General features: G+C 47.6%; 11 protein-coding genes. All 11 read right to left on the reverse strand.

Annotation, left to right across the window (positions count from 1 at the left end; genetic code table 11):
• Positions 1-23 precede the first annotated feature (23 nt).
• The 11 genes from BDD30_RS14870 to BDD30_RS14925 all read right to left on the reverse strand — a co-directional run bounded on the left by BDD30_RS14870 (position 24) and on the right by BDD30_RS14925 (position 21618).
• Positions 24-5588, reverse strand: a complete 5565-nt coding sequence (locus tag BDD30_RS14870) for a type I polyketide synthase (RefSeq protein ID WP_012776645.1) — start codon at positions 5586-5588, stop codon at positions 24-26.
• A 182-nt stretch (positions 5589-5770) separates the two neighbouring features.
• Positions 5771-7507: a non-ribosomal peptide synthetase gene (locus BDD30_RS14875; RefSeq protein WP_012776644.1), complete on the reverse strand. Its 1737-nt coding sequence runs from the start codon at positions 7505-7507 to the stop codon at positions 5771-5773.
• A 957-nt stretch (positions 7508-8464) separates the two neighbouring features.
• Positions 8465-8653: a hypothetical protein gene (locus BDD30_RS14880; RefSeq protein WP_041381504.1), complete on the reverse strand. Its 189-nt coding sequence runs from the start codon at positions 8651-8653 to the stop codon at positions 8465-8467.
• 225 nt (positions 8654-8878) lie between these two features.
• Positions 8879-9247: a hypothetical protein gene (locus BDD30_RS14885; RefSeq protein WP_012776643.1), complete on the reverse strand. Its 369-nt coding sequence runs from the start codon at positions 9245-9247 to the stop codon at positions 8879-8881.
• Positions 9244-10041 carry a hypothetical protein gene (locus BDD30_RS24270; RefSeq protein WP_012776642.1) on the reverse strand — a complete coding sequence of 266 codons (798 nt, stop codon included), beginning with the start codon at positions 10039-10041 and terminating at the stop codon, positions 9244-9246. The genes BDD30_RS14885 and BDD30_RS24270 overlap by 4 nt, the downstream gene beginning before the upstream one ends.
• A 154-nt stretch (positions 10042-10195) precedes the next feature.
• A complete protein-coding gene (locus BDD30_RS14900) occupies positions 10196-10738 on the reverse strand; it encodes an immunity 42 family protein (RefSeq protein WP_012776641.1) in 543 nt (180 codons plus the stop codon).
• A 2-nt stretch (positions 10739-10740) separates the two neighbouring features.
• The gene (locus BDD30_RS14905; RefSeq protein WP_012776640.1) at positions 10741-11004 is read right to left on the reverse strand and encodes a hypothetical protein; all 264 of its coding nucleotides are present in this window, start codon (positions 11002-11004) and stop codon (positions 10741-10743) included.
• 143 nt (positions 11005-11147) lie between these two features.
• A complete protein-coding gene (locus BDD30_RS14910) occupies positions 11148-11654 on the reverse strand; it encodes an immunity 42 family protein (RefSeq protein ID WP_012776639.1) in 507 nt (168 codons plus the stop codon).
• Positions 11651-12466 (reverse strand): hypothetical protein, encoded by an 816-nt coding sequence (locus BDD30_RS24275; RefSeq protein ID WP_012776638.1) that lies wholly within the window; start codon positions 12464-12466, stop codon positions 11651-11653. The genes BDD30_RS14910 and BDD30_RS24275 overlap by 4 nt, the downstream gene beginning before the upstream one ends.
• 48 nt (positions 12467-12514) lie before the next feature.
• Positions 12515-12742: a hypothetical protein gene (locus BDD30_RS14920; RefSeq protein WP_041381503.1), complete on the reverse strand. Its 228-nt coding sequence runs from the start codon at positions 12740-12742 to the stop codon at positions 12515-12517.
• Between the two features lie 14 nt (positions 12743-12756).
• Positions 12757-21618, reverse strand: coding sequence for a two-partner secretion domain-containing protein (locus BDD30_RS14925; RefSeq protein WP_012776636.1), 8862 nt, complete (start codon positions 21616-21618; stop codon positions 12757-12759).
• Between the last annotated feature and the right edge of the window lie 20 nt (positions 21619-21638).

A 21638-nucleotide genomic window follows, 5' to 3' on the forward strand; every position in this document is an offset into this window, starting at 1 on the left:
TTTATGATTAGATAATTTTCTACTCACATTGGCTGAGATGGGAAAAACGCCACCTGTTCGAGATAGCCAACCAAAGCAGCAAGGAAAACATCAGGATGGGGATAGGTAATCTCGGATTGTTGGATCAGAGTCGTGGTATTAATGATCTCCACATTATGCAAATCATGGGGTAACGACGTATCTGCCTCTTCTCGATAAGTGTAATAAGAGAGAATCGGATATAGCGCGTTATCCTTGGTTACCTTTACCAACTCCGTATCTACCCAGGCTTCATGGGACAATGGCATCAGTGAATAGCCTCTATTTTTCAGGTAAACAAAGATGTCATTCATTTGTATCACATGCGGATTGGGGATGTTATAGACTTTGTTCTCATTGTTTTGACATATCGCCACAACAAGTCTGGCAACAAAATCCACCGGTGACATGTTGACCTCATTCTCCATTTCTGGATAAGTGCCCAACTGCAAGCACCCTTTGATAAACAGCCACAAGTGATCATTATCGGGATTAAACATGCCTGTTTGGGTATCACCGACAATACTGGAAGGTCGAATCACATTTACCGAGAAACCACGCGCTTTTGCTTGTGCTAACAATCTTTCTGCCGCCCACTTAGAACGAGCATAACCATTAGCTTTCCCAAACGGATAGACATGCTCATCTGGCAGCACTTCTTCATATTGATTGTTTTCACTCAAACTAAATGCACAGGCCAACGTTGAAATAAAATGTATACGTTTTGCTTGATAGGTCCCCGCCAATTCAATAACGGATACCATGCTATCGGTGTTGGTCGATTTTAAGGATTGGTAATCCAGAATGTGATGCACATGAGCAGCATTGTGGATAATATCGGTGGCCTCCTGACTAATGGCGCGGTAATCGTCATCATTCAAGCCAAAATGAGGATGAGTCACATCGCCACATAAGACCTGAAGTTTATTAAGAGAAATTTTATCCTCAGAGACGAAACGGGCAATCTCTCGTAGTACCCTTTGATACGCCTGATCCGTATTGTCAGCCCTGACCAAAGCATACACTTTCTTGACATTGCTTTGCTTCAAAAGCGCAATAACGATATTTACCCCCAATAACCCTGCCGCCCCAGTCACCAAATAAACGGAGTTCTGCTGTTCAGTAACCGGCGTCAGAGGCTGGTAATCATCAGGGAGTATCACATCGTAATGGTTTATCATGTCTGGCGATTGTGACTGCCCAACGATCATATCCGCCAACGCATTTACCGTCGGTTGATTAATAAATTCATGTAACGGGAGATTGAAATTAAACTGGGCTTTAATCTGGCTGGTCAATTGTGTAAAGAGCAATGAGTTTCCACCGAGATCAAAAAAGTTATCTTCCATTTTGATTTCATTAATCCCTAATAAAGCCCCAATCAAACTGAGTAGCGGTTCCCTAATGGTCATTTTAGTCCAGTTTCCAGCTGTGATTTCCTGGACCAAAAGCCGGGTGATATTGTCAACCGTAGGCTCATTAATAAACTTATGCAGTGGTAGCTGAAGTCCCAGAGAAGATCGGATCTCAGCAGCCAGCTCAGTAAACAGAACCGACTGTCCCCCCAAGTCAAAGAAATTGCTCTGATCTTGCAGATCGGTTACCCCAAGTATCGAACAGAAGATCTCTCGTACCTTTTGGCGGATCTCATCCGCTGTTATGGTAGGGTTAACCTTCACCACAGAGTGAGTCGCGCTTTCTCCCTTCACCCATTTACTCAACCTGTCATCAAGGGAATGAGTCGACACCACCATATGGCTCATATGAAGATGAGAAAAAACTTCATCAAAGATAGCTTCGCAATCATCACGCCCAATGGCGGTCAACTTGATGGACGCTGGCAAAGTAGGATCATCATTTAAATCCCAACCATCCCAAGAAATACTCATCCACTGCGTGGCATCTGCTCTTTTTAACCAGGAGTAGCCATTCATGAAACCGTTCACATAGCCATATAAACCCAACCCCATACCGCCAAGTAATGTAGAGATAGAAGACATCAAAATACAAAAATCTGGGCGATACGTTTCACAGATATTAGCCAAGATCTGGGTACCCAAAATCTTAGGTTGGTAATGTCGCTCAATATTATCTTGAGTCTCATTCAAAACTGGGCGTAATCCAGCAACAGCAGTATAGCCAGCACAATGCACGATACCCATTAGCTTGCCAAACTGCGACACCAGACCTGCGATCACACCGTCAGCAACACTTTCATCTTCTATGCTCTGCGAAACATAATAAACGTTCAGATTTTCCCTTAACTGATCAAACGCATACCGATTTTGAATTGAGCTGGAAATGGATTCAGGTAATTCACTTAAAGCAAGGTGACCACTTTGTGCTCCTTTTCTCCCCATCAATATTATCGTGGCCTGAGTTCGGCTTGTCAGATAAAGGGCGAGTGCCAAACCAATATTACCTAACCCGCCAGTGATGAGAATAAAGCCGTCATCTTGCCATTGATATTGACGATGATCAGACCCAGCGTATGGGACATACTTTTTCGTCCAAGCTTGAGCGCCATCAAAATAGACCACTTCACTGTTCGGAGATAACGCTGAAAGATCGTAGTGTAACAGCTGTTCCAAGCTCCAATCGCAGGTTATGTTATACAACCGCGTACTCAATGCCTGATTTTCCTGATTTAACACCGTAACCAGTGTTTCCAAAGCCCCCATATAACAATCTGCAAGATCACCAGGAAATGGGAGAGAAGAATAACGCACCAAAATGTGGCATTGCTTGATCGCATCACCCAAGGTACTGACGGTTTGAAGAAACTTTTCAATCTTATGGGGAGTTAACGTTGTCTTATGCCAAAAACCGACATAAATTGCGACCTCCCCATCCCGATACCAATCGTCTTGTTCGCTGCTCAAGTGATTCCGTGTCTTGTTAAATGAACCAACCGGATCGATACACCACGCTTCTTTATACAACCATTGATTAACCGGCTTTTTCAATGCAACGCTGGCACTGGTCGATGGTGTCGGCGCCATAAAGTATTCATTTGAATCAAATACATAGCTTGGCAAACGCAACTTACTCCAATGCTCCGGCAGGAACGTGCGCCAGTTTATTGAGGCACCGTGCGCCCATACAGTGCCAATCAGCGTATAAACCTCAGCCAGACAGGTGATGCGCCGCACCGAACAACAACGTTCACGTAATTCAGGCTGATTAGCGGCTAATAACTGGCTCATGGTTCCATTTTGCCCTAAATCCACTACAACCGTACGCTCAGGGTTAATGTGCTCGATAGCAGTCGCCATCTTCACCGGTTTCAATAGTTGCTGTAACCAATATGCTGGCGTCGAAGCTGTACGCCATGCCATGCGCTCACCGGTTAAATTTGAATACAACCAGCCAGACGCTTTCTGAAATGTCATCGATTCCAATTTCGCTTTGAGAGGTTCAATTGCCGGCATGATCAGGGGATGATGAAATGCTTTGTTAGTATTTAACCGCTTAGATTTAATACGTTTTTCTCGCAAAGATTCCATCAGCAGGGCTAAATCCTCAGCTAAGCCAGCAACAACCGTCATAGCAGGCCCATTAAAGCCGGTAATACTTAAAGAACCGTTGAGATAAGGCGTCAGCACATCTGCTCCAGTGAAGAAAACGGCCATCTGCCCATCCTGACATCGTTGCAATTCCACCGCCCGCAACGCAATTAACTCGACCGCTTCTCGCAGATCCCAAAGCCCGGCAATCACTGCCGCGATCCACTCGCCTAAACTATGCCCAATAAAACCAGCAAACCGCAGTCCCATCTCTTCAAGCATTCGAGCAATAGCATACTGAGTGGAAAAAAGGATAGGTTGCGCATAAAGGGTCTGTTGCGAAGAAATATCACGCGCCATTTCTGTATCCAGAGCAACCTGAACCAGATCTTGCGGGATACCTTCACAGGCTAAAAACAGAGCCATACAGGTATCAAAATGTTCTCTGAATCGATGAAGCTGTTGATAATACTGCGCTGCTGCACCTGAAACCTGATCGCCCTGCCCTTCCACGGCCACGACCAATTCAACGCCTGCCCGCGCATTAACAACTACCCGTTCTGTTTTCATCGCAGCTGTCAGTTCAGCAAGAGAACTCGCAACGGCAAAACTTCGTACTGGTTCTTCTGCCCGACAACCAATCAATGTTCCAGCGATATTCCCTAACGTGTAAGATTCCGACGCGTCGACAAATTGGATCAACTGCTCAATATTTTGATCGAGTGAAGTTTTACTTCTGGCTGAAAAAGGAATAAGACACAGGCTATCTTTATTTTCGGTATGAACGCTTTCGGTCTTAACGGAATATTTTGACAAAATCAGATGGCAATTCGTCCCTCCCATACCGAACGAACTAATAGCCACTTTCGGCTCTTGACCATGAAACGGTTTATTTTGTCTGGGAATATAGAATGGTGATGTTTCAAGACCAAGCTCTGGATTAGGTTCCGATAAATAAGGAGAGCCAATAATCATATTGTACTTAAGAGACAACACCGCCTTGATAAACCCAGCTACCCCCGCCGCAGAATCAGTATGACCAATATTCCACTTCACCGAGCCAATCGCACAAGTCTGGCGATGTTGTCCTTCATAAGCTGAGGCCAATGCTTCAATTTCAATCGGATCACCTAACAGGGTTCCCGTACCGTGACATTCTATATACTCAATATCGCTGGCTGATATCGCACTGTTTTCCAATGCCTGTTCAATAACCTTGGCTTGCCCCTGAATACTCGGTGCGGTGTAACCGACTTTTTCTGCTCCATCATTATTAACCGCACTGCCTTTGATGACTGCATAGATGTTATCCCGATCCGCAAGGGCATCCGATAATCGTTTCAGTACAACGATTCCGATACCACTCGATGGGATCGTCCCATCACTGTCTGACGAAAAAGGGCGGCACTCACCCTTTTCTGATAACACGCCTCCAGTGGCATATTCGTATCCCTCGCCATGGGGAGTCAATACCGTCGCACCGCCAGCGAGGGCGCAATGACTTTCCCCTGCAAGCAAACTCTTACATGCTTCATGAATTGCAACAAGTGAGGAAGAGCAGGCTGTGGAAATGGTCAGGGCGGGCCCCTGAAGATTAAGGTGATAAGCGACTTGAGTCGCAACACAATTCTTATCGTTGCCAATTGCCAATCGATAATGGTTATTTTTGTCTTCGTGGTGTCCCCCCTTCATCAGGCAATTATGAAGATAGTGATTTGCGCCAACACTCAGAAATGCGCCTATATTATTTTCAGTAAGATTATCAACGACATTAGCATCCTGAAGTGATTTCACGGCGTGTTCAAGCAGTTTTCTAAGCTGCGGGTCCATGAATTCAGCATCTTTGGGGTTGATATTAAAATAGTGGGCATCAAAACAGTATGGTGTCTTCAATATCCCTTCGGCTGCAATTTTATTACCTTGGTTTTGTGCCCCTTGCAACTTAGTGACACAAATATTGCGACTAATAATATCCCAATATTCATCTATATTTTGTCCCCCTGGAAATTCACAAGAAATACCGATAACCGCAATATCGCAGCGCTGACTTTCACATGAACGCATATTTGAGACCTATTTAATTATATTCTTGAGTATAGAAAGAACGTCTAATATCAATAAAATAAAAAACCTCTTTACTGCCTGTCTCAATAGGGCTATCAGGACAGGCTCTTAATCTGGCATTTTTCATTTTTACTAAACGTGAGGGTAGAGATTCTTACATGATCAAGACCGATATTTTTTCTTTATATCTCCTTAACTGCTACTGGTGAACGGGAAGAAATCCGTTGTAAATCCATATTAAGCTGGAGCATATTTGCCTGATCAAGCACAGTGGCATTGGAAAACAGGTCATTCATCTTTATTTTAATACCGAACTCTTTATCCAATTCACGTTTAAGCTTGAGTAACAATACCGAGTTTCCACCCACTTCAAAATATTTATCATCATAGGAAACCGATCTATTGCCTAATACCTTGCGCCAAATATTCAACACGCGATCTTCAATACTTTCAGATTCACTATTTTCTGCTTTAAAGCCATCTAAAATTTTTACTAAACTACCCTTATCAACTTTTCCATTAAAATTAACAGGAAAAGCATCCAGCTTAATGATCTGTGAAGGCAACATATAATCAGGTAAAACTTGTTTTAATGCCTGACTGACCTCAGATTCACTCATTTTTCCATGACAAATAAAAGACACTAAATAACGATTCTCTTGATCGTCACAATACAGCAGAGTTTCGGCAATGACATTCGGCTCGATAGCTTGAATCGCATAAGTGACCTCATTTAAATCGACTCGATAACCGTGGAGCTTAACCGTATTTCCCTTTCGCCCGATAAATACAAACTCCCCAAATTCATTCAGTGTCGCCAGATCAGAAGTTTTAAAATACCGCTTACCCTCTAATTCTATAAATGAAGCATGGGTCAACTGTGGATCACCTAAATATCCCCGTGACACCCCCGCTCCACCAATTAAAATCTCCCCTTTAACACCCGCTTCTGTAATTTGTTTACCTTGTTCATCAATCAACATCGCTGTCGCATTAGCAAACGGTTTACCTAAAGGAATAGACTCCCATAACTCATTTAATGTTTTCTTCAAACAAAACACGGTAGTTTCTGTCGGGCCATATACGTGAACAATTTCAAAATCCAATTTATTAAACACGGGTATAAGTGCATTTCTCTGAACAGCTTCACCACCAAAATAGAGCCGCCGAAATGACGCAATACCAATAAAATGGTCTAAAATCCCATTATTAATCAATGCAGTGGTAATAAATGCCATTGAGATTTTGTTTTCAATTGCTGTTTCATAAAACCGGTTTTTATAAAGAAGTGTTTCAGAATCAACGACGCACATTGAAGCACCATATGATAACGCCACCCACAATTCAAAAACGAAGGCATCAAATGAAATAGAGGAAAATTGAGCAATACAGTCCTGTTCTGTGACATCAACAAACGTGCCAACAAAACTCACAATATTTTCTTGGCGCAACATAATGCCTTTTGGCGTTCCTGTTGAGCCAGATGTAAATATAACCGTAGCAAGATCGTATGTTAATGGTTTTATTATCGTCTGTTGCAAATTATCTCGTTGTTCTAAAATCTCAGAATAGCAAACCGCTTTATTAATATCAAAAGTGACAGGCTCGATAGTAATCACAAGCGATAATTCTGCTTTTTCGGCGACGAATTGCTTTCGATTATCTGGATAAGTTGGATCGATACAGACATATCCATTGCCTGCTTTTATTGAACCTAATATACAAATTACTAGCTCAATAGAAGATTTCAAATGTAAACCGATCAACTGTTCAGTAAATTGATTTTCTTGAAGATATTTAGCAACTAAATCAGACGCAGCATCAAGTTGTCTATAAGTTAATCTTCGCTTACCCTCTTTAATTGCAATTAAGTCAGGAAATTTATTAACGGAGTCAGAAAACCTATTCAAAATATCCATAAAAATATCCATAGAAATAAATAAGCAATTAGCTGATAGATATTAACTCTATAAGTATTATCAACTTATTGCTGCATATAGGAAATTTCACTAAACCCAGCTATTCTTAAAAATCGCTAAGCAACTGATGATACATATCTGGCCTATTTATGATTAACCAAGACCTAAAAATTTAATACTCGTGATCATGAAATGAATTGATCATAAAACAAAAGTATTGAGTTATAATTTACCATACTAATTATTAACATTATTTATTACCTTATAGTATTAAATGGCTACCGCACTTGTTCATTGAGTTAAACCCAAACAAGCATAACTTTATAGATAATCAATTGAATAAATACATTACAAATATATCATTTAAACTTATTAGCCATCTAAATAATTCTGCTAACCTGATCACAGGTATTATCTTTTCTTAATATCAACCAACTTAACTATATAAAAGACAAGTAATTATAAAATTAGAAGTGAAAAATTCATTTATAACATTGAGATATGACAGAGTTAAAACCACTCAATATCACCAAAAAAGTCATTAACGATCTATTTTATCATTAATTAAATATGACAATAAGGTGAATAATCAGAGCAAAGCACTCTATATGAATATATTATTATCTTCATAATTAAGACCATGGAAACCACTTAGATTATGAAATTCCAACCCGGAATTATTATCTATACATTTTCAAATGAGAATATAATTTTAGTTTATTAGTTTAATCTCCCCAATTAAATAGGAAAAACTTTATTAAACTATTAATTTTTATCATTTTTTATCCCCAGACAACCTACCAAGCCCTCTTGAATAATAGAATCTCCCCCTATTGCAAATGAAAATCCAACATTACCAATCATTCCAGGTAATTTCCTATGCAACATCTCTTTTAATATTCTAAGCTTCCCTTTTACTTCTGAGAACTTAGTAAAACTGGGATTAATTTTCGGCTGTTAATGCACCAGTTCAATACGTAAAAACAACATCATTAGAATCAATACCACCATAGCAAGATATTGAATACCTGTGTTGTCTCCCGTACCAATCGGACTCGTTATTACAGCGACTCCTGATAAAAATGGCAAGGCCAAGATACTCCCTTCTGCCGCTGCCAGTACATTCGCTAAAGAGTTATTGTCCACAACAACGCATTCCATTGCGAAGTTGACCGTCGAACGCCGATTTTCCCTATACACTCAGTCAGTTACAACCTGTTTTTCCCAGCACGGTTTGACACCCAATCAACAACGTCCCGACACGACTTTTCAACCTGATAAGCCATTTTGTCCCGGCGTAATGACACTTCACCTTTAGAGCTAAATCGTTGTCCAACATCTGGGTGCAGTTCACAAAACCGGGATTGATGTTTATTTATCAAGCGGATAGTTGTAATGCTCTGGGATTACGTAATTTTCTGGAATAGAAGGTAATTCACACAGTTCACCCCAACCAACTTTTTCAATATCTTCAAAGATATTCAGGAAAAAATTTGATAAATCAAGCGAAATAACTCGAGCCATAACTAAAGCACACTTGGCCGTCACCATATCTTTTCTTTGAACTGCATCTGTCAATAAATTCAACTCAGTCTCTAATTTAGCTAAGTCTTCTTGCAATCTCTTATCAAGATCTAATTGATAATCAATACTCCAATCTGAATCAACAAACTTAAAATCAGCGGTATTGATTTTTGAAAGTTCTAAGATGGCACGTTTGATTTGATCCAAACCATTCATTTCAATTTCCTACCCATAGCCTTGTCTGTTTTGGCTTGATTGATAGTTCCATCAAGGTTAACAACAACCTTAAAGTTCCCTCTTTTATCAAAGATCTCCAAGTGATTCTTATGATCGCCATCCAAATAAAATTGATCACCCTTTTTGATGTGAGTTCCAATATCACTTGAAGCTTGATAAATACTCTGACCATCATACATTTTACTGGTTTTTTGTGAGTTAGATTTCGCTTGACTCCCAAAACCCGTCTGCCTGAAAAACTCTCCCATATTCCCAACAGCACCCTGATTTGGCTGATATTTCTCTTTACCTCCCTTTGCGCCAACCTTACCAACTCCCCCTGCCACTCCCGCAGACGCAGCAATTCCCGTCTGCCCCATAATCTTCACGATTTCCTGGGTGGTTTCTTCTGAGCCGCCGGTGACTTGGGCACGATGGAGAACCAAATTCCGTGATGCATCAATATTCGACATCGCACCCCGTAAATCAGCCCATTCCCGCACTTCTGCCGGCGTGAGGGAATCCAGCCCCTGCATTCTGGCTTTTTCCTGAATTTCACTCATCCGGGCACTGTAATCACCCTGTAATGCCCGCAATTCTTTGGCAACCGCAACGCACTGGTCAGCCCCTGAACACGTTGCTATCCGCGCCTGAACTTGGTCATATTCCTGCCGATATTTATCCCTGACTGTCGTACGGCAACTGCTATCTCCCTGACAGTTGACCAGTTCTTCGCTCCTTGAGCGATTCTGGTCAACGCTTAAGTGGTTATTATCGACAGCAACGCATTCCATTGCGAAGTTGACCGCCGAACACCGATTTTCCCAATGTACTCAGTCAGTTACAACCTGTTTTCCTGTGTGGTTTAATACCCGGTATCATAATGCCCCGACGCGATTTTTGAGCCTGATAAGCTATTTTGCTTTGATACTGTTAAAAGGCTGCGAATTAAATGGTTGAATAATATTCAAATACTTTTGAAATTATTTCATTAACTTCACTCTTATAAAGAATAGCCTCTCTGATATCAGGATTAGCGATCGTTTCCCAAAAACCATTCCCATGTTCGTCTTGTTTTAATTCACTATACTTAGCGCCGAGTATCCTAACCATATCATCATGAGAAACAGCAAAAACAATAAAACCAGCATCATTAATATTTTCTGTTGACGCTTGATATTGGTAAGATTGCTCAAAATTTTCAGGCTCATCTTGTCCTATCAACTCTGGAGAAATCATTCCTAACATAAAACTAAAAGCATCTTTAGTTCCTTTTTCAAACAACACTTTATTTTCCTGAAAAGAAAATAAAGCATTAGTATTGTCTTTCAACGAAAGGACATCTACCCAAAGGGTAGATGTCCTTATTTCCTCAGGGAAGAAATAACCATCAATACAAAAATGGAAAAGTCCATTTTTATAAGTATCATCACTCCATTCTGGAAGATGTTGTATTAACACTGCAAAACGATATGGATCACCAAAAATCATTTTTATCTCCATTTTCCAGACAAACCAAGTTGTTTTTTGACTTCATTAGGAATGTCATTTTTATTCAATGGATTTTTTACATCACCAGTACTTCCATTCCAGTGATATTCCCCATTGGTCCCGTCGAACCGATGAATATTACCTTTTTCATCCTTAGCGAATCTAACTTCTTTATTACCATAATTCTTGGAACTTGGAATTGAGTTTTCAAAAAGTTTCAATGAGTCTTTTGGTTCTATTCCTGCATTACGGAGATTTCCATTCATGAAAATACTCAGTAATCATTGCACAGAACATCTTGGAGTTTTAGCCGTGTCTGAAAGGACTGAACATTGAGCTATTTAACTCCCGTGTATTATTAACTGGATTAAGTACTATCCCGGCTTGTTAAAACCGGGATTTATCTGTATTAGATGTTTTTAAATCTTGGTAGTTGTTCTATAACATTTTTGACTGTATTTTTCTTCAAACGCTTTATCTCTACAGTTAATCCTCTATCACAGGTATAAATAATAAACTCATCCTCACTATTACTTGTAATATAGTAAAAAATATAGAATCCAACATCTGTAAATTCTACAGGAGTTAAATCTATTCCTTGTTGTTCCATCTCTGGAAACTCTAGACCATCATCATCATCTGTATCCAAAAGGATATGATGTGAATGAGCAATAAACTCCATAATTTCTTTATTCTTACTCAACAATGACGTATCAATTTTCTTGCATAATGGAAATTCCATCAAGCTGTCTTTCAGATGGTTTATCACCATATGAAGTGTGTAGTTTGAACCGATGGCAGGAACAATCACGTCATCTATGACAAAATTAAATATTCCATATTGCCAATATTCATCTTCTGATGATTCACAAACTTCATAAGTAACCGCAAATTCATCAGGAAGTCCATAAATCATTTTTTACCTCCTAGTTGCTTTATTTCACTATTAAATTTCCGAAGCTCATTATGGCCAAGAGCATTTTTACCATCACCAGTGCTCCCACTCCAATGGAATGAACCTGAACCATCTTTCCTCTCATTAAAAAATCTATGAATATTGCCTTTTTCGTCTATCGCTAATCTAACTTTAGGATCTTTTGTTGGTATTGATTTTTCAAATAAATTGAAAGAATTTTGCGGTTCAATACCAGCACTTAGTCTATTTCCATCTCCTCCCAAAGTATGCTTAGGGTTTGATTTATAAACTAACCCATTATTCGCTGTCACTGGATTAGGTACTGGTATAGCACCTCCTTTTACCCCTTTCGTTCCAGCCTTACCGATCCCTCCGGCCACTCCCGCAGACGCAGCAATTCCCGTCTGCCCCATAATCTTCACGATTTCCTGGGTAGTTTCTTCTGAGCCGCCGGTGACTTGGGCACGATGGAGCACCAAATTCCGGGAGGCGTCAATATTCGACATCGCACCCCGTAAATCAGCCCATTCCCGCACTTCTGCTGGCGTGAGGGAATCCAGTCCCTGCATTCTGGCTTTTTCCTGAATTTCACTCATCCGGGCACTGTAATCACCCTGTAATGCCCGCAATTCTTTGGCAACCGCAACGCACTGGTCAGCCCCTGAACAAGTTGCTATCCGCGCCTGAACCTGATCATATTCCTGCCGATATTTATCCCTGACTGTCGTACGACAACTACTATCTCCCTGACAATTGACCAGTTCCTCGCTCCTTGAGCGATTCTGGTCAACGCTTAAGTGATTATTGTCCACAACAAGCTAACAGAGGAAAAAATCCCAGCTCAGTGGCTGGGATTTTGGTCACTCAGATAATGGTTCCAAACTAAGCAGGTGAGCTTTTGCCTTTTCTACAATGTGCAGAAATTCATCATATCTGAACTCTAAAATATTATTATCAGGATAAATAATAATATTCACTGATTTTTTGTCCTCAGATAATGATATTTCCCCCCACTGGACCCTATTGAAAGATAGTTCAGCATAAAGATCATCTCGGTCAGCAGAACTACCTACACTATATTCCAACATATTTTTCCTCTCTATCATTTACTGGATGGCTCACGGAATCCAATCAATCTTGTACCATCAGCATTAAATCGCAACGCACGTCCATCAGGAGCAGTTGCTTCAACTACAGTAATCCTCTGTTTATTTTCAAAAACAATCCTAGATTCTATTTTGGTATTTGGATTACTTAGTATTTCACTAACTATAGTTTGAGCTTCCTGATTTAAGACAGATGCTTTCTGGCTAGAATATGAATACACAGAACCTTCCCTTCCTCCGTGCTTTTGTAATGCACGTCCAGCATCCGTCAAGCCATTACGGTTAGGGGCTGAAGCAGCTTGATTAAGATTGTCCTTAGATGGAAGCGCACTATTATTACGTGCATTTTCCTCATCTCGCGGCTCCCAACCATCTGGTGATCCAGAACCGACTCCTCCATACTTTGTCTTTTCTTCATTCGTCAGGCTCTTCCCTACATTTGGTTGATTTTCACCATCCACATAATCTGAAGAACATACCCGTCCAAATGAACACTCTGTAGCTTTATCTAGCGTTTCTCCTATCTCCTTTAACTTTTTGTCCAAAGCTGAAGCTATCGTCTGATTGGCTTCGTTCACGGCTTCACCCGTGTTTGAACTCGCTATCGGTGGCGGTGGCATGGGTACAGCTAGAGCATTATTGTCAGTTGCGTTCTTCCCAGCCTGCGCCCCAGTGAGCACACTAGCCGTAGAATCACCGGCAATGCCGCCGGCCAGTCCCGCTGCCAGGGTGGAGAGGGTACTGATGGTCTGTTTCTGCTCCTCCGTTAACTCGCTGACTTTAGCCGCGTCGCCGTAAAGCTGCTTTATCAGCACCTGAGCCGCCAGTTCGCCCGACGCGGCCCCGGCTGCTCCCGCCAACGCGTTGTTACCACTGACTTCCGCTGCTACCGCCCCTAAAATCGCATGGGCCAGCGTGTTGGTGGCGATATCCACCTGATGGGTTTGCGGGTCGGTGGTCAGCTCTTTTATCACGCCCGCCAAATAAGGCGAAGCACCGCCGGCCAGTGCTTGCCCCAGATTATTTCCGGCCAGTCCCTGAATCGCTGCCGTGGCCGCCTGTAAGGCTTTCTGGTATGGGCCACCGGTGCCAAAACCGGAGTCATTCAACGCCTGCGTGTAAGCGGTGTCATAAACTTGCTTATTGATATCCGCTGGCGAGGGGGCTTTATTACCTGCGTTGATCAACTTTTCTCTGGCATCGGCTTTATCCTGTTCACTGATATGATTGAGTTTCGCTTTCGCCGCCTTAGTGGCGATAATTTTCCCTTCCGTGCCGGCTATCTCGGTCATCTGGGCGCTGAGTTCGCCCATCAGTTGCGCCTGTTTCAGCCGTTGTTGCGCTTTCTCCTTATCAAATATCGGCCTCAGGACATTGGCCGCATTATCGGTATCACGGCTTAAGTTCGCGATATCCTGCGTCTGGTGGTCCTTATCCCGAATAATCAGGGTGCCGTCACTGACCGCTGCGTGCGTGGTACTGCGGTCATGGCCCTGATTATTTGAGCCGGTCAGCGCATTGACCGCCAGATTATTCAGCACCTGACCGGTGGTTGGCTGACCAAGGCTGACGCCGGCACTTTGCTGCTCAACGCTAAAGTCTGCTTTATTTTGAATATCTTTAAAGCCCAGTGTCCCGGTGTTGAGGGTGTTTTTCGCGTTGTCGGCCTGACTCGCTATCACGGCCCCGTCCAGTTGGGTGTGGTCCCCCACATTAACCTGATAGCCGCCTTTACCGGCAAACAGCCCGGTCTGCTCCTGCACCGAATCGTAATTGCTGTGCAGTTTGCTGCGGCTGGCATTGAGGCTCAGGGTACCGTCCGGCTGTGGCCCCACTGTCGTACTGACCCCGGCCCGGGCGTTGTGTTGCTGGCTGTCATAGCGCTGGCTGTCCTGCTCGCTGCTGAGTGTCAGATGGCGTTTTACCTCGGCGGTCATCTGTTCGCCGCTGACCTGAGCCCCTTGCAGGGTGGTATCCCGGCCACTGTTTAAGGTGACGGCCTGTCCCGCCGCTAAGGTGGTGTTATTGTGGCTGACACCGTGACCGGTTTCATGGCCGTTGCCCCGACTGACATTGGCCGACACCGAAAAGCCAGTGCCGCCCGGGCCGGCGGTGACGCCCATGCCCATTGCGCTGCCGTGACTGCGGCTCTTGCCGGTGGTCTGTTCGGTGTTCTGGCTGGACGAGAGCGCAATATCCCGACTGGCATTGAGTTGTAGGTCTTTGCCCGCCTGTAACTGGCTGCCCTGAATGCGGATATCGCCGTTCGGACCGGATGCCCCTTTATCGTCACCGTGCGCCGTTATCGTGAGGTTATCCCCGGCGGTCAGGTGGCTGCCCTGTTGGGTAGTCTGCTGGTGCTGCTGTTCTGAACGGGAAGACTGACGACCGTAGGACAGGCTCACCCCGGCCAGGGTGTTATTGCCTTTATCACTGCCCTGGGCTTCGGCCAGCCGGGCAGCCTGTGTCGCCTGTACCCCACTGAGGGCGGCCTGAGTGTGTTGCAGGGCTTTGAGGCGCGGGTCTTCGGTTTGCTGCGCGGCCCGGGCCGTCTGCACCGCACTGTTGAGGGCGCCGCCTGCCGTGCCACTCAGCGCCACCGTTAGGCCACTTTGTTTCTGTTCGGTTTTGGTCAGGGTAGTGTGATGGTTTGCCGCACTGGTGATATTCACGTTCTGGCCGGTCAGGGTGATGTCCTTGCTGGCCACCAGGTCACTGCCGTGAAGGTTGAGCTGGGTACCGGCATTGAGGGTGACATGGCCCTGGCTGCTGCCCACGGTGCTGCCTTTATTCCGCTGGCTGTCGCTGTCCGTGGTGACTTTCTGGCTGGCCTGGCCTAATGTGAAACCAATACCGCCCGTGCCCATCAAGCCCGATTTTTTCTCCTGCCGCAAATGGGTTTCACCGTGAGATTCTGCGGCGGTGGTGACGGTCAGCTGATGACCGGCGTTCAGGCGGACATCCTGTGTGCCCGCCACATTGCTGCCGCGGATATGCAGGTCTTTACCGGCCTGTAAAGTCACTTTATCGCCGCTGAAGGTGGTACTGAGCGCCTGCCGGTCATGCACTTCGTCGTGGGTTTCCACGGACGAGGTTGACAGCCAGCCTTTGCTGGTTTGCTTACTGTGCTCCACTAAGTCGGATGAGGCGGTACCGGTTGTCAATGTCAGGTTATTTCCGGCCTGCGCCGTCAATTGTTGACCGGCATTGACGTGGGCGGCGGTAGCGGTCAAATCCTGCCCGGCTTGCAGGGTCACCTCACCGGCGCCGGTTATCTGGCTGCCGATATCCTGTTGTTGGGTCAGATGGCGATAGTTATCTTTCCCCCAGTCGCCCTGTTCTGTACGGTGCGTGCTTAGGGTGTCCAGCGTCAGGTTATGGCCGGCGGTTATCTCGGTGTGGCTGGCTTTTCCGGTATTTTTTACCTCACTGGCGGTTATCTGAACGTTGTTTATCGCATTGAGCGACAGGGTGCCCTGGTCGTTCTGCACATAAATCCCCGCCGGACGGTCCAACCCGCGGTTAGTCTCATCCCCGCGCACAGTTGATGCACTGGTGATATCGCGACCTTTCAACGTTACCCGGTCATCTCCCTGAATCTGGCCGCCCCGGTTGGTGAGCGTCTGTTGGGCCGTCACATCCACTTTACCGCCGCGAATAAAGCCGCTGTTGGTCAGGTTGTTGGCCGTCAATTGGGTAACGTCACGCCCGCTAATCGTGCCGCTGTTGGTGATATCGCCCTGACTGTTGAGCGCCACGGTATTACCGGCCAGTAAAGCGCCGTCTCCGCTCAGGTCGCCGGGTCTCACCCGGGCGTAAACCTGGGGCACCGTCACCACCTGCGTGCTGCCGTCCGGCAGAGTCACCGTCTGGTTGGTCAGCCAGATAATGTCGGCGGTCAGCAGCGCCATCTGGGCCGGACTCAGGGCAATGCCGGGGGTGAGTTGTTGTTCCTTACCGAAAGCCACTCCGGCATCCATCAGCGCCTTAAACTGCGCTTCATCGTTATGGTAACCGGGCAGGTAGCGCTGGCCGGTCAGCTGGGTAATCTGCTCCCGCACCAGTCGCTGTTCATAGAACCCATCGCCCAGGCGTTTGTGCACCAGCGCCGGGTCGTGCGTTAACTGTTGCCGCATATAATCCGAGCCCAGCCACTGTTTATACTGGGTAAATTTCGGGTCGGTCTCGACCAGATAGTGGCTGTCACTGGCCGGTTGCACCGTATACAGGCTGTTATCCGGCAGGCGGGTATTGGGGGTCACGACACGTATCACCGGGTCGATGGGTTGCCCTTTCACCGTTTCCGGGGGCAAACTCAGTTCAAACGGTTGACCAGGTGGCAAGACCCGCGGCTGGTCGTTTATCCCGCTCACCGGTTTCACCGCCGTGGGAGCCGCGTGAATTTGGCCGGTCTGTCGGTCCGTAATCGTGATATCGGTGTTCTGTGGACGGGCATGGTCCTGCCAGGCCAGCGTTTTCAGGTCAATCGTTTCTACCACCGGCGCAGGGTTATAACCACTGCGACTTTTTCCCTGCGAAGTTTTGGTGCCGCCGATGCCGAGTTTGTTCCGTTTTTTCTTGGCGTACCAGTGGGTCTGGCTGCCGGTCTCGGTGGTGATACGTTCGCCCTGCGTGGCGAGATTGTGCAGTTCGCCAATCGTGCCCGTCAGCGCGCCACCGGCAATAATTTGGCTGTCGTGGTTAGTCACGTTTGCACTGTTAAGGGTGAGATGGCCGCCGGCCAGAATTTTACCCGGGTCGCTGTGTTTGACCTGCGTTTCCGTCACGGTACGGGTGTACTGATACTCATAGAAGTTATCGCTGCGGCTGCCGTCCGGCATCCGGGCGGTATGCACGCCGTATTTGTCCCGCCGGGCGGTGTCTACCTGCGCCCAGTCATAGCGGGCAGTCTGGCCGCTGAGCGCCGCATCGTGATGCCGGGCGTGTTCGGTTTCGGCGACCTGAGTCACCAGCCCGGCGTTGGTGTTGTGGAGCTGGTTCGCATCAATCGTCAGATTACCGCCGGCTTCGAGGGTGGCGGCGTGGTTAGTGAGTTCACGCGCCTGACCGGTGGCGGATAAGGTGTTATCCAGCTGGCCGCCGATATGCGTCTCGCCCACACTGTAAATTTGCGCATGATGCTGGTTGTTCAGGGTGTCAGTGCCGATAGCCAGCCGGTCACGGGCGGCAATCACCGCCGCGTTGCCGGCGTGCGCGGTGTTATTGAGCGTCCCCGTCTGGAGGGCGAGATGGTCCCCGTAAATCCGTCCGGTGCCGGTGTTGGTCAACGTGTGAGCTGTAAGATGGGTCAGGTTGCCGTCAATCAGTCCGGTATTGGTCAGCGTATCGTGGACCTTGATTTGCGTTTGTTCGGCGCTGATTTCACCGGTGGCGCTGTTAGTAAGATTTTGCGCCCCAAGATGCAGCGCCTGACCGGCTTTTATCGGGCGGTCATTGAGGAGATTGCCGGTGGTTTTCAGGGTCAGATTGCCATTGGCCGCCGTGTTGCCGGTATGGTGAAAATCCTCGGTTAAGGTCACCGCCATATCGCCCTGCGATAACAGTTGGCCGTCACCGCTGAGCGTATTAGCCTGAATATCGACCTGTTTCCCGGCAATCAAGGTGCCTTGTGGGTTGTTAATCCTCAGAGGCGGTTGCTGAGCCTCGCGGTTGATAGTGAGCTGTTTGCCTGCGGAGACCAGCCCCTGAGTATTATTCAAGGTCTGGCTGATATTCGCTTGCAGGTGGTCGGCTGCCCGTAAAGTGCCCTGACTGTTGTCCGCCTGTTGGGTGCTAACCGTTAGGTTTTGGGCTTCCAGTCCTTTATCCGTCTGCGCCGTGTCGCGATTAATCAGGTGAGCGGTGCTCAAGGTCAATTGCGCACCGCCACGAATCAGGCCGCCGGTGTTATCGGTTTGGGTTTTAACATTCAATACGGTGTCGCCCACCGCCTGCACCTGCCCATGACGATTGTCGAGCTGCTGGGTTTTCAGGTTGAACGTACCTGCCGACAACAATTTGCCGTCCCGGTTATCTGTCTGCGCCTGTCGGGTGTCAATAACCAACTGTCCGCCTTGCAGATGACCGTGGCGATTGTCCAGCGGGCCGCTGGTGACGGTGGTGATGCCATCGCCGAGAATACGGCCCTGCTGGTTATCCAGTCCCTGTCCATCGGTATCGAGATTCAGCGCATCGGCGGATTGTAAGGTGCCCTGACGGTTGGTCAGTTGCTGACTGTGAATGTCCAGTCCGCCATTGCCGGCTATCTGTCCCCGGGTATTGTTAAGCGCGGTGCTGCTCAGGGTAGTGTGGCCGTCTGCGGCGATGATCCCGCCGGTGTTGTCGATATCGCCGGTATGCAGCGTTAAGTGTCCGCCGCTCAATAACTGGCCGCCTTTTTGGTCCGTCGTGGCGGTGTTGGCGAGCCAGTGACCGTGAGTTTTCACCGTCATGTCGCCCCCGGACTGTAATAGTCCGGCGGTGTTTTCCAGCTCACCACTGTGTAAGGTCAGGGTATCTTGCGCGATCACTTGTCCGGCGGTATTGGTGAAGCGGTGCCCGGTCGTCTGGCTGGTGATGTGTTGCGCCAGTAATGTCCCCTGGGTGTTATCCAAAGCCTGACTGGTCGTAGTGAGTCGGGTTTTGGCTTCGATATGGCCGTGGGTGTTCTGAATCTGTTGCCCGATAGTCAGCGTGGCACTGCCCCCAGAGGCCGCCAGGGTTCCCCGGCGATTATCCAGTTGGGTCGCGGTGAGTTGGATATCGTTACCGGCTTCCAGTCGGCCATTCTGGTTATCCAGCGTGTCGTTAACCGTCAATGTCAACGAGCCGTTTTCAGCCGCCACGATGTTGCCATGGCGATTATCGACTGTGGTTGCCTCAACATTCAGGTTTCCGTTACCGGCAATCTTGCCGCCCTGATTATTCAGCGTGTTGACCGTCAGGGCCAGGGTATCGGTGCCCGATTGTTGCATCACACCCTGCTGATGATTCAGCGTATCGGCGTTGAGAGTAATGCGATGAGCGCGGGTCTCGGCCTGATTCAGTTGCAGGTCACCGGCCTGAATAGCCAGCGTGCCGTTGGTCAGCAGTTTGCCCTGATGGCCCAGCCAGTGTTGGGCTGTCAGGGACAGCTGACCGTTGCCGGCCAGTTGCACTTGCCCCTGAGTGTTGTCTGCGGTTTGCGCGGTCAGGTGGAAGTTATCCCCCTGATTGACGAGGTTGCCCTGACGGTTATCGAGCTGGTCGGTGGTGATCGTCAGCCGTGACCCGGCATTAAACAGGGTGCCACCCCGGTTATTCAGGGTCCGGGTGTGGAGGGTCAGTTCACCGGGACCGGTCTGGGTCATTTTTCCTTGCTGGTTCGCGATATCGGGCGTGGTTAAATGGATTTCCCGCGCTGTTAATTGCCCTCCGTTATTATTAAACTGGCCCGGGGTATGGGCAGTAAAACGGTCTGCGTTAACGCTGGCGTGTGCCGTGCTGATGCCCGGTTGACTGGCCGTCAGCTGAATGTCGCCCGCTACAGTTTGACTGCCGCTGAGGTCAATCTGTTGACCGTGAATATTCAGCGTATGGGTCGCCAGATTTTTCCCGCCAGCCTGAACCTGCTGGGCGGTCAGGGTCAGTGAGCCGGGGCGGGTGGTGTTCCCGTTATCATCCAGTCCGGCGGCCCAGACACTGTGGCGGTCACTCTGTATCGTCTGGGCGGTGGCGGAGATATCCCCCCGCGCCTCAATCCGGCCCCGGTTGTGCAGTGGGCCCCCAGCCTGCAAAGTGACCGTCGATTGCGACAGCAGTTTGCCCTGATTATCTATCCCGGCGGTACTGGTTAATTGCAGCGCATCCCGGCTGCTGATTGTGCCCCGGTTCTCAATCCGGCCATCGGCGGTGACGAAGACTTCCCCCGCGGGCACGCCGATATCGCCGGCATTCCGCACCCCGACACCGGCTTCGGTGCCTATCAGCAGAATCTTATGAGCATACATCCCGCCGAGTGCCGTACTGTCCAGCGCGAACAGTGGGTGGGCCTCATCTTCAGCGGCGGATTTTTTCGTGATGGTCTGGTGTGCGGCATCCACGCGATTGCGCCCGGTGGTCACTTTCAGGTTCTGGGCGTGTAATTTGGCGTTGAGGGCAACGGCGCGGGCAATGATGTCCGTGTAATTTTGCTGCCGGCTGTCCATCCCTTGCCCCTCAATACGCACTTCGCCCTGATTCACGTCAAAACCGGTCAGATGCCCCCGCTCCATCAGGGCTTCACCGGTGGTCAGGGTGGTGCGATGGGCATTGATAAAACCACAGCCATTACAGGTAATCCCGGACGGATTGGCAATCACCACCTCAGCCTTGCGTCCGGCGACTTCAATCCAGCCATTGAGGTGGCTGGGGTCACGGCTGTTGACTTCATTGAGGATCACTTTGGCTTCCCCTTTAGCCAGCCAGGGATTGCCGGCGACCATGCCGCCCAGTTGGGTCTCGGTCGCCTTTGCGCTGTTGTTGAGGATAACCCCGCGTTTATCGACATCAAACTGGCGGTAAGTATTGTGGGACACGCCGGCAGCGCTGGGGGTCTGGATATTCACCTGCGGCGTGCCGTTGGCACTGGGGATAATCGTCGGCTGTTGCTGACCCGGTGCCTGTCCATCGGCCACAATCGCCGCCTGGGCGGTGAGTGAAATCCCGCCCAGGGCCAGCAATAAACCGAACTGGAACGCGGTAAGGCGACACAATCGTTGAGCCGATGGCCGACCGCGACGGCGCGCGGTGCTGCCTTGCCCGGCCCGGGCAATCTCCGCCACCACCATCAGCCTGTTTCGGGATCGGTTAAAGATAAGACGATATAACTGTTTGTTCATGGGGGGTCTCCACGCACAGA

The sequence above is a fragment of the Photorhabdus asymbiotica genome (assembly GCF_003634575.1).
GTDB classification, from domain to species: Bacteria; Pseudomonadota; Gammaproteobacteria; order Enterobacterales; family Enterobacteriaceae; genus Photorhabdus; species Photorhabdus asymbiotica.

What these genes read in the sequence shown, in the direction of transcription:
- BDD30_RS14870 (WP_012776645.1), bottom strand. Translation starts at nt 5,588, where the DNA reads ATGCGTTCATGTGAAAGTCAGCGCTGCGATATTGCGGTTATCGGTATT.
- BDD30_RS14875 (WP_012776644.1), bottom strand. Translation starts at nt 7,507, where the DNA reads ATGGATATTTTGAATAGGTTTTCTGACTCCGTTAATAAATTTCCTGAC.
- BDD30_RS14885 (WP_012776643.1), bottom strand. Translation starts at nt 9,247, where the DNA reads ATGAATGGTTTGGATCAAATCAAACGTGCCATCTTAGAACTTTCAAAA.
- BDD30_RS24270 (WP_012776642.1), bottom strand. Translation starts at nt 10,041, where the DNA reads ATGGAATGCGTTGCTGTCGATAATAACCACTTAAGCGTTGACCAGAAT.
- BDD30_RS14900 (WP_012776641.1), bottom strand. Translation starts at nt 10,738, where the DNA reads ATGATTTTTGGTGATCCATATCGTTTTGCAGTGTTAATACAACATCTT.
- BDD30_RS14905 (WP_012776640.1), bottom strand. Translation starts at nt 11,004, where the DNA reads ATGAATGGAAATCTCCGTAATGCAGGAATAGAACCAAAAGACTCATTG.
- BDD30_RS14910 (WP_012776639.1), bottom strand. Translation starts at nt 11,654, where the DNA reads ATGATTTATGGACTTCCTGATGAATTTGCGGTTACTTATGAAGTTTGT.
- BDD30_RS14920 (WP_041381503.1), bottom strand. Translation starts at nt 12,742, where the DNA reads ATGTTGGAATATAGTGTAGGTAGTTCTGCTGACCGAGATGATCTTTAT.
- BDD30_RS14925 (WP_012776636.1), bottom strand. Translation starts at nt 21,618, where the DNA reads ATGAACAAACAGTTATATCGTCTTATCTTTAACCGATCCCGAAACAGG.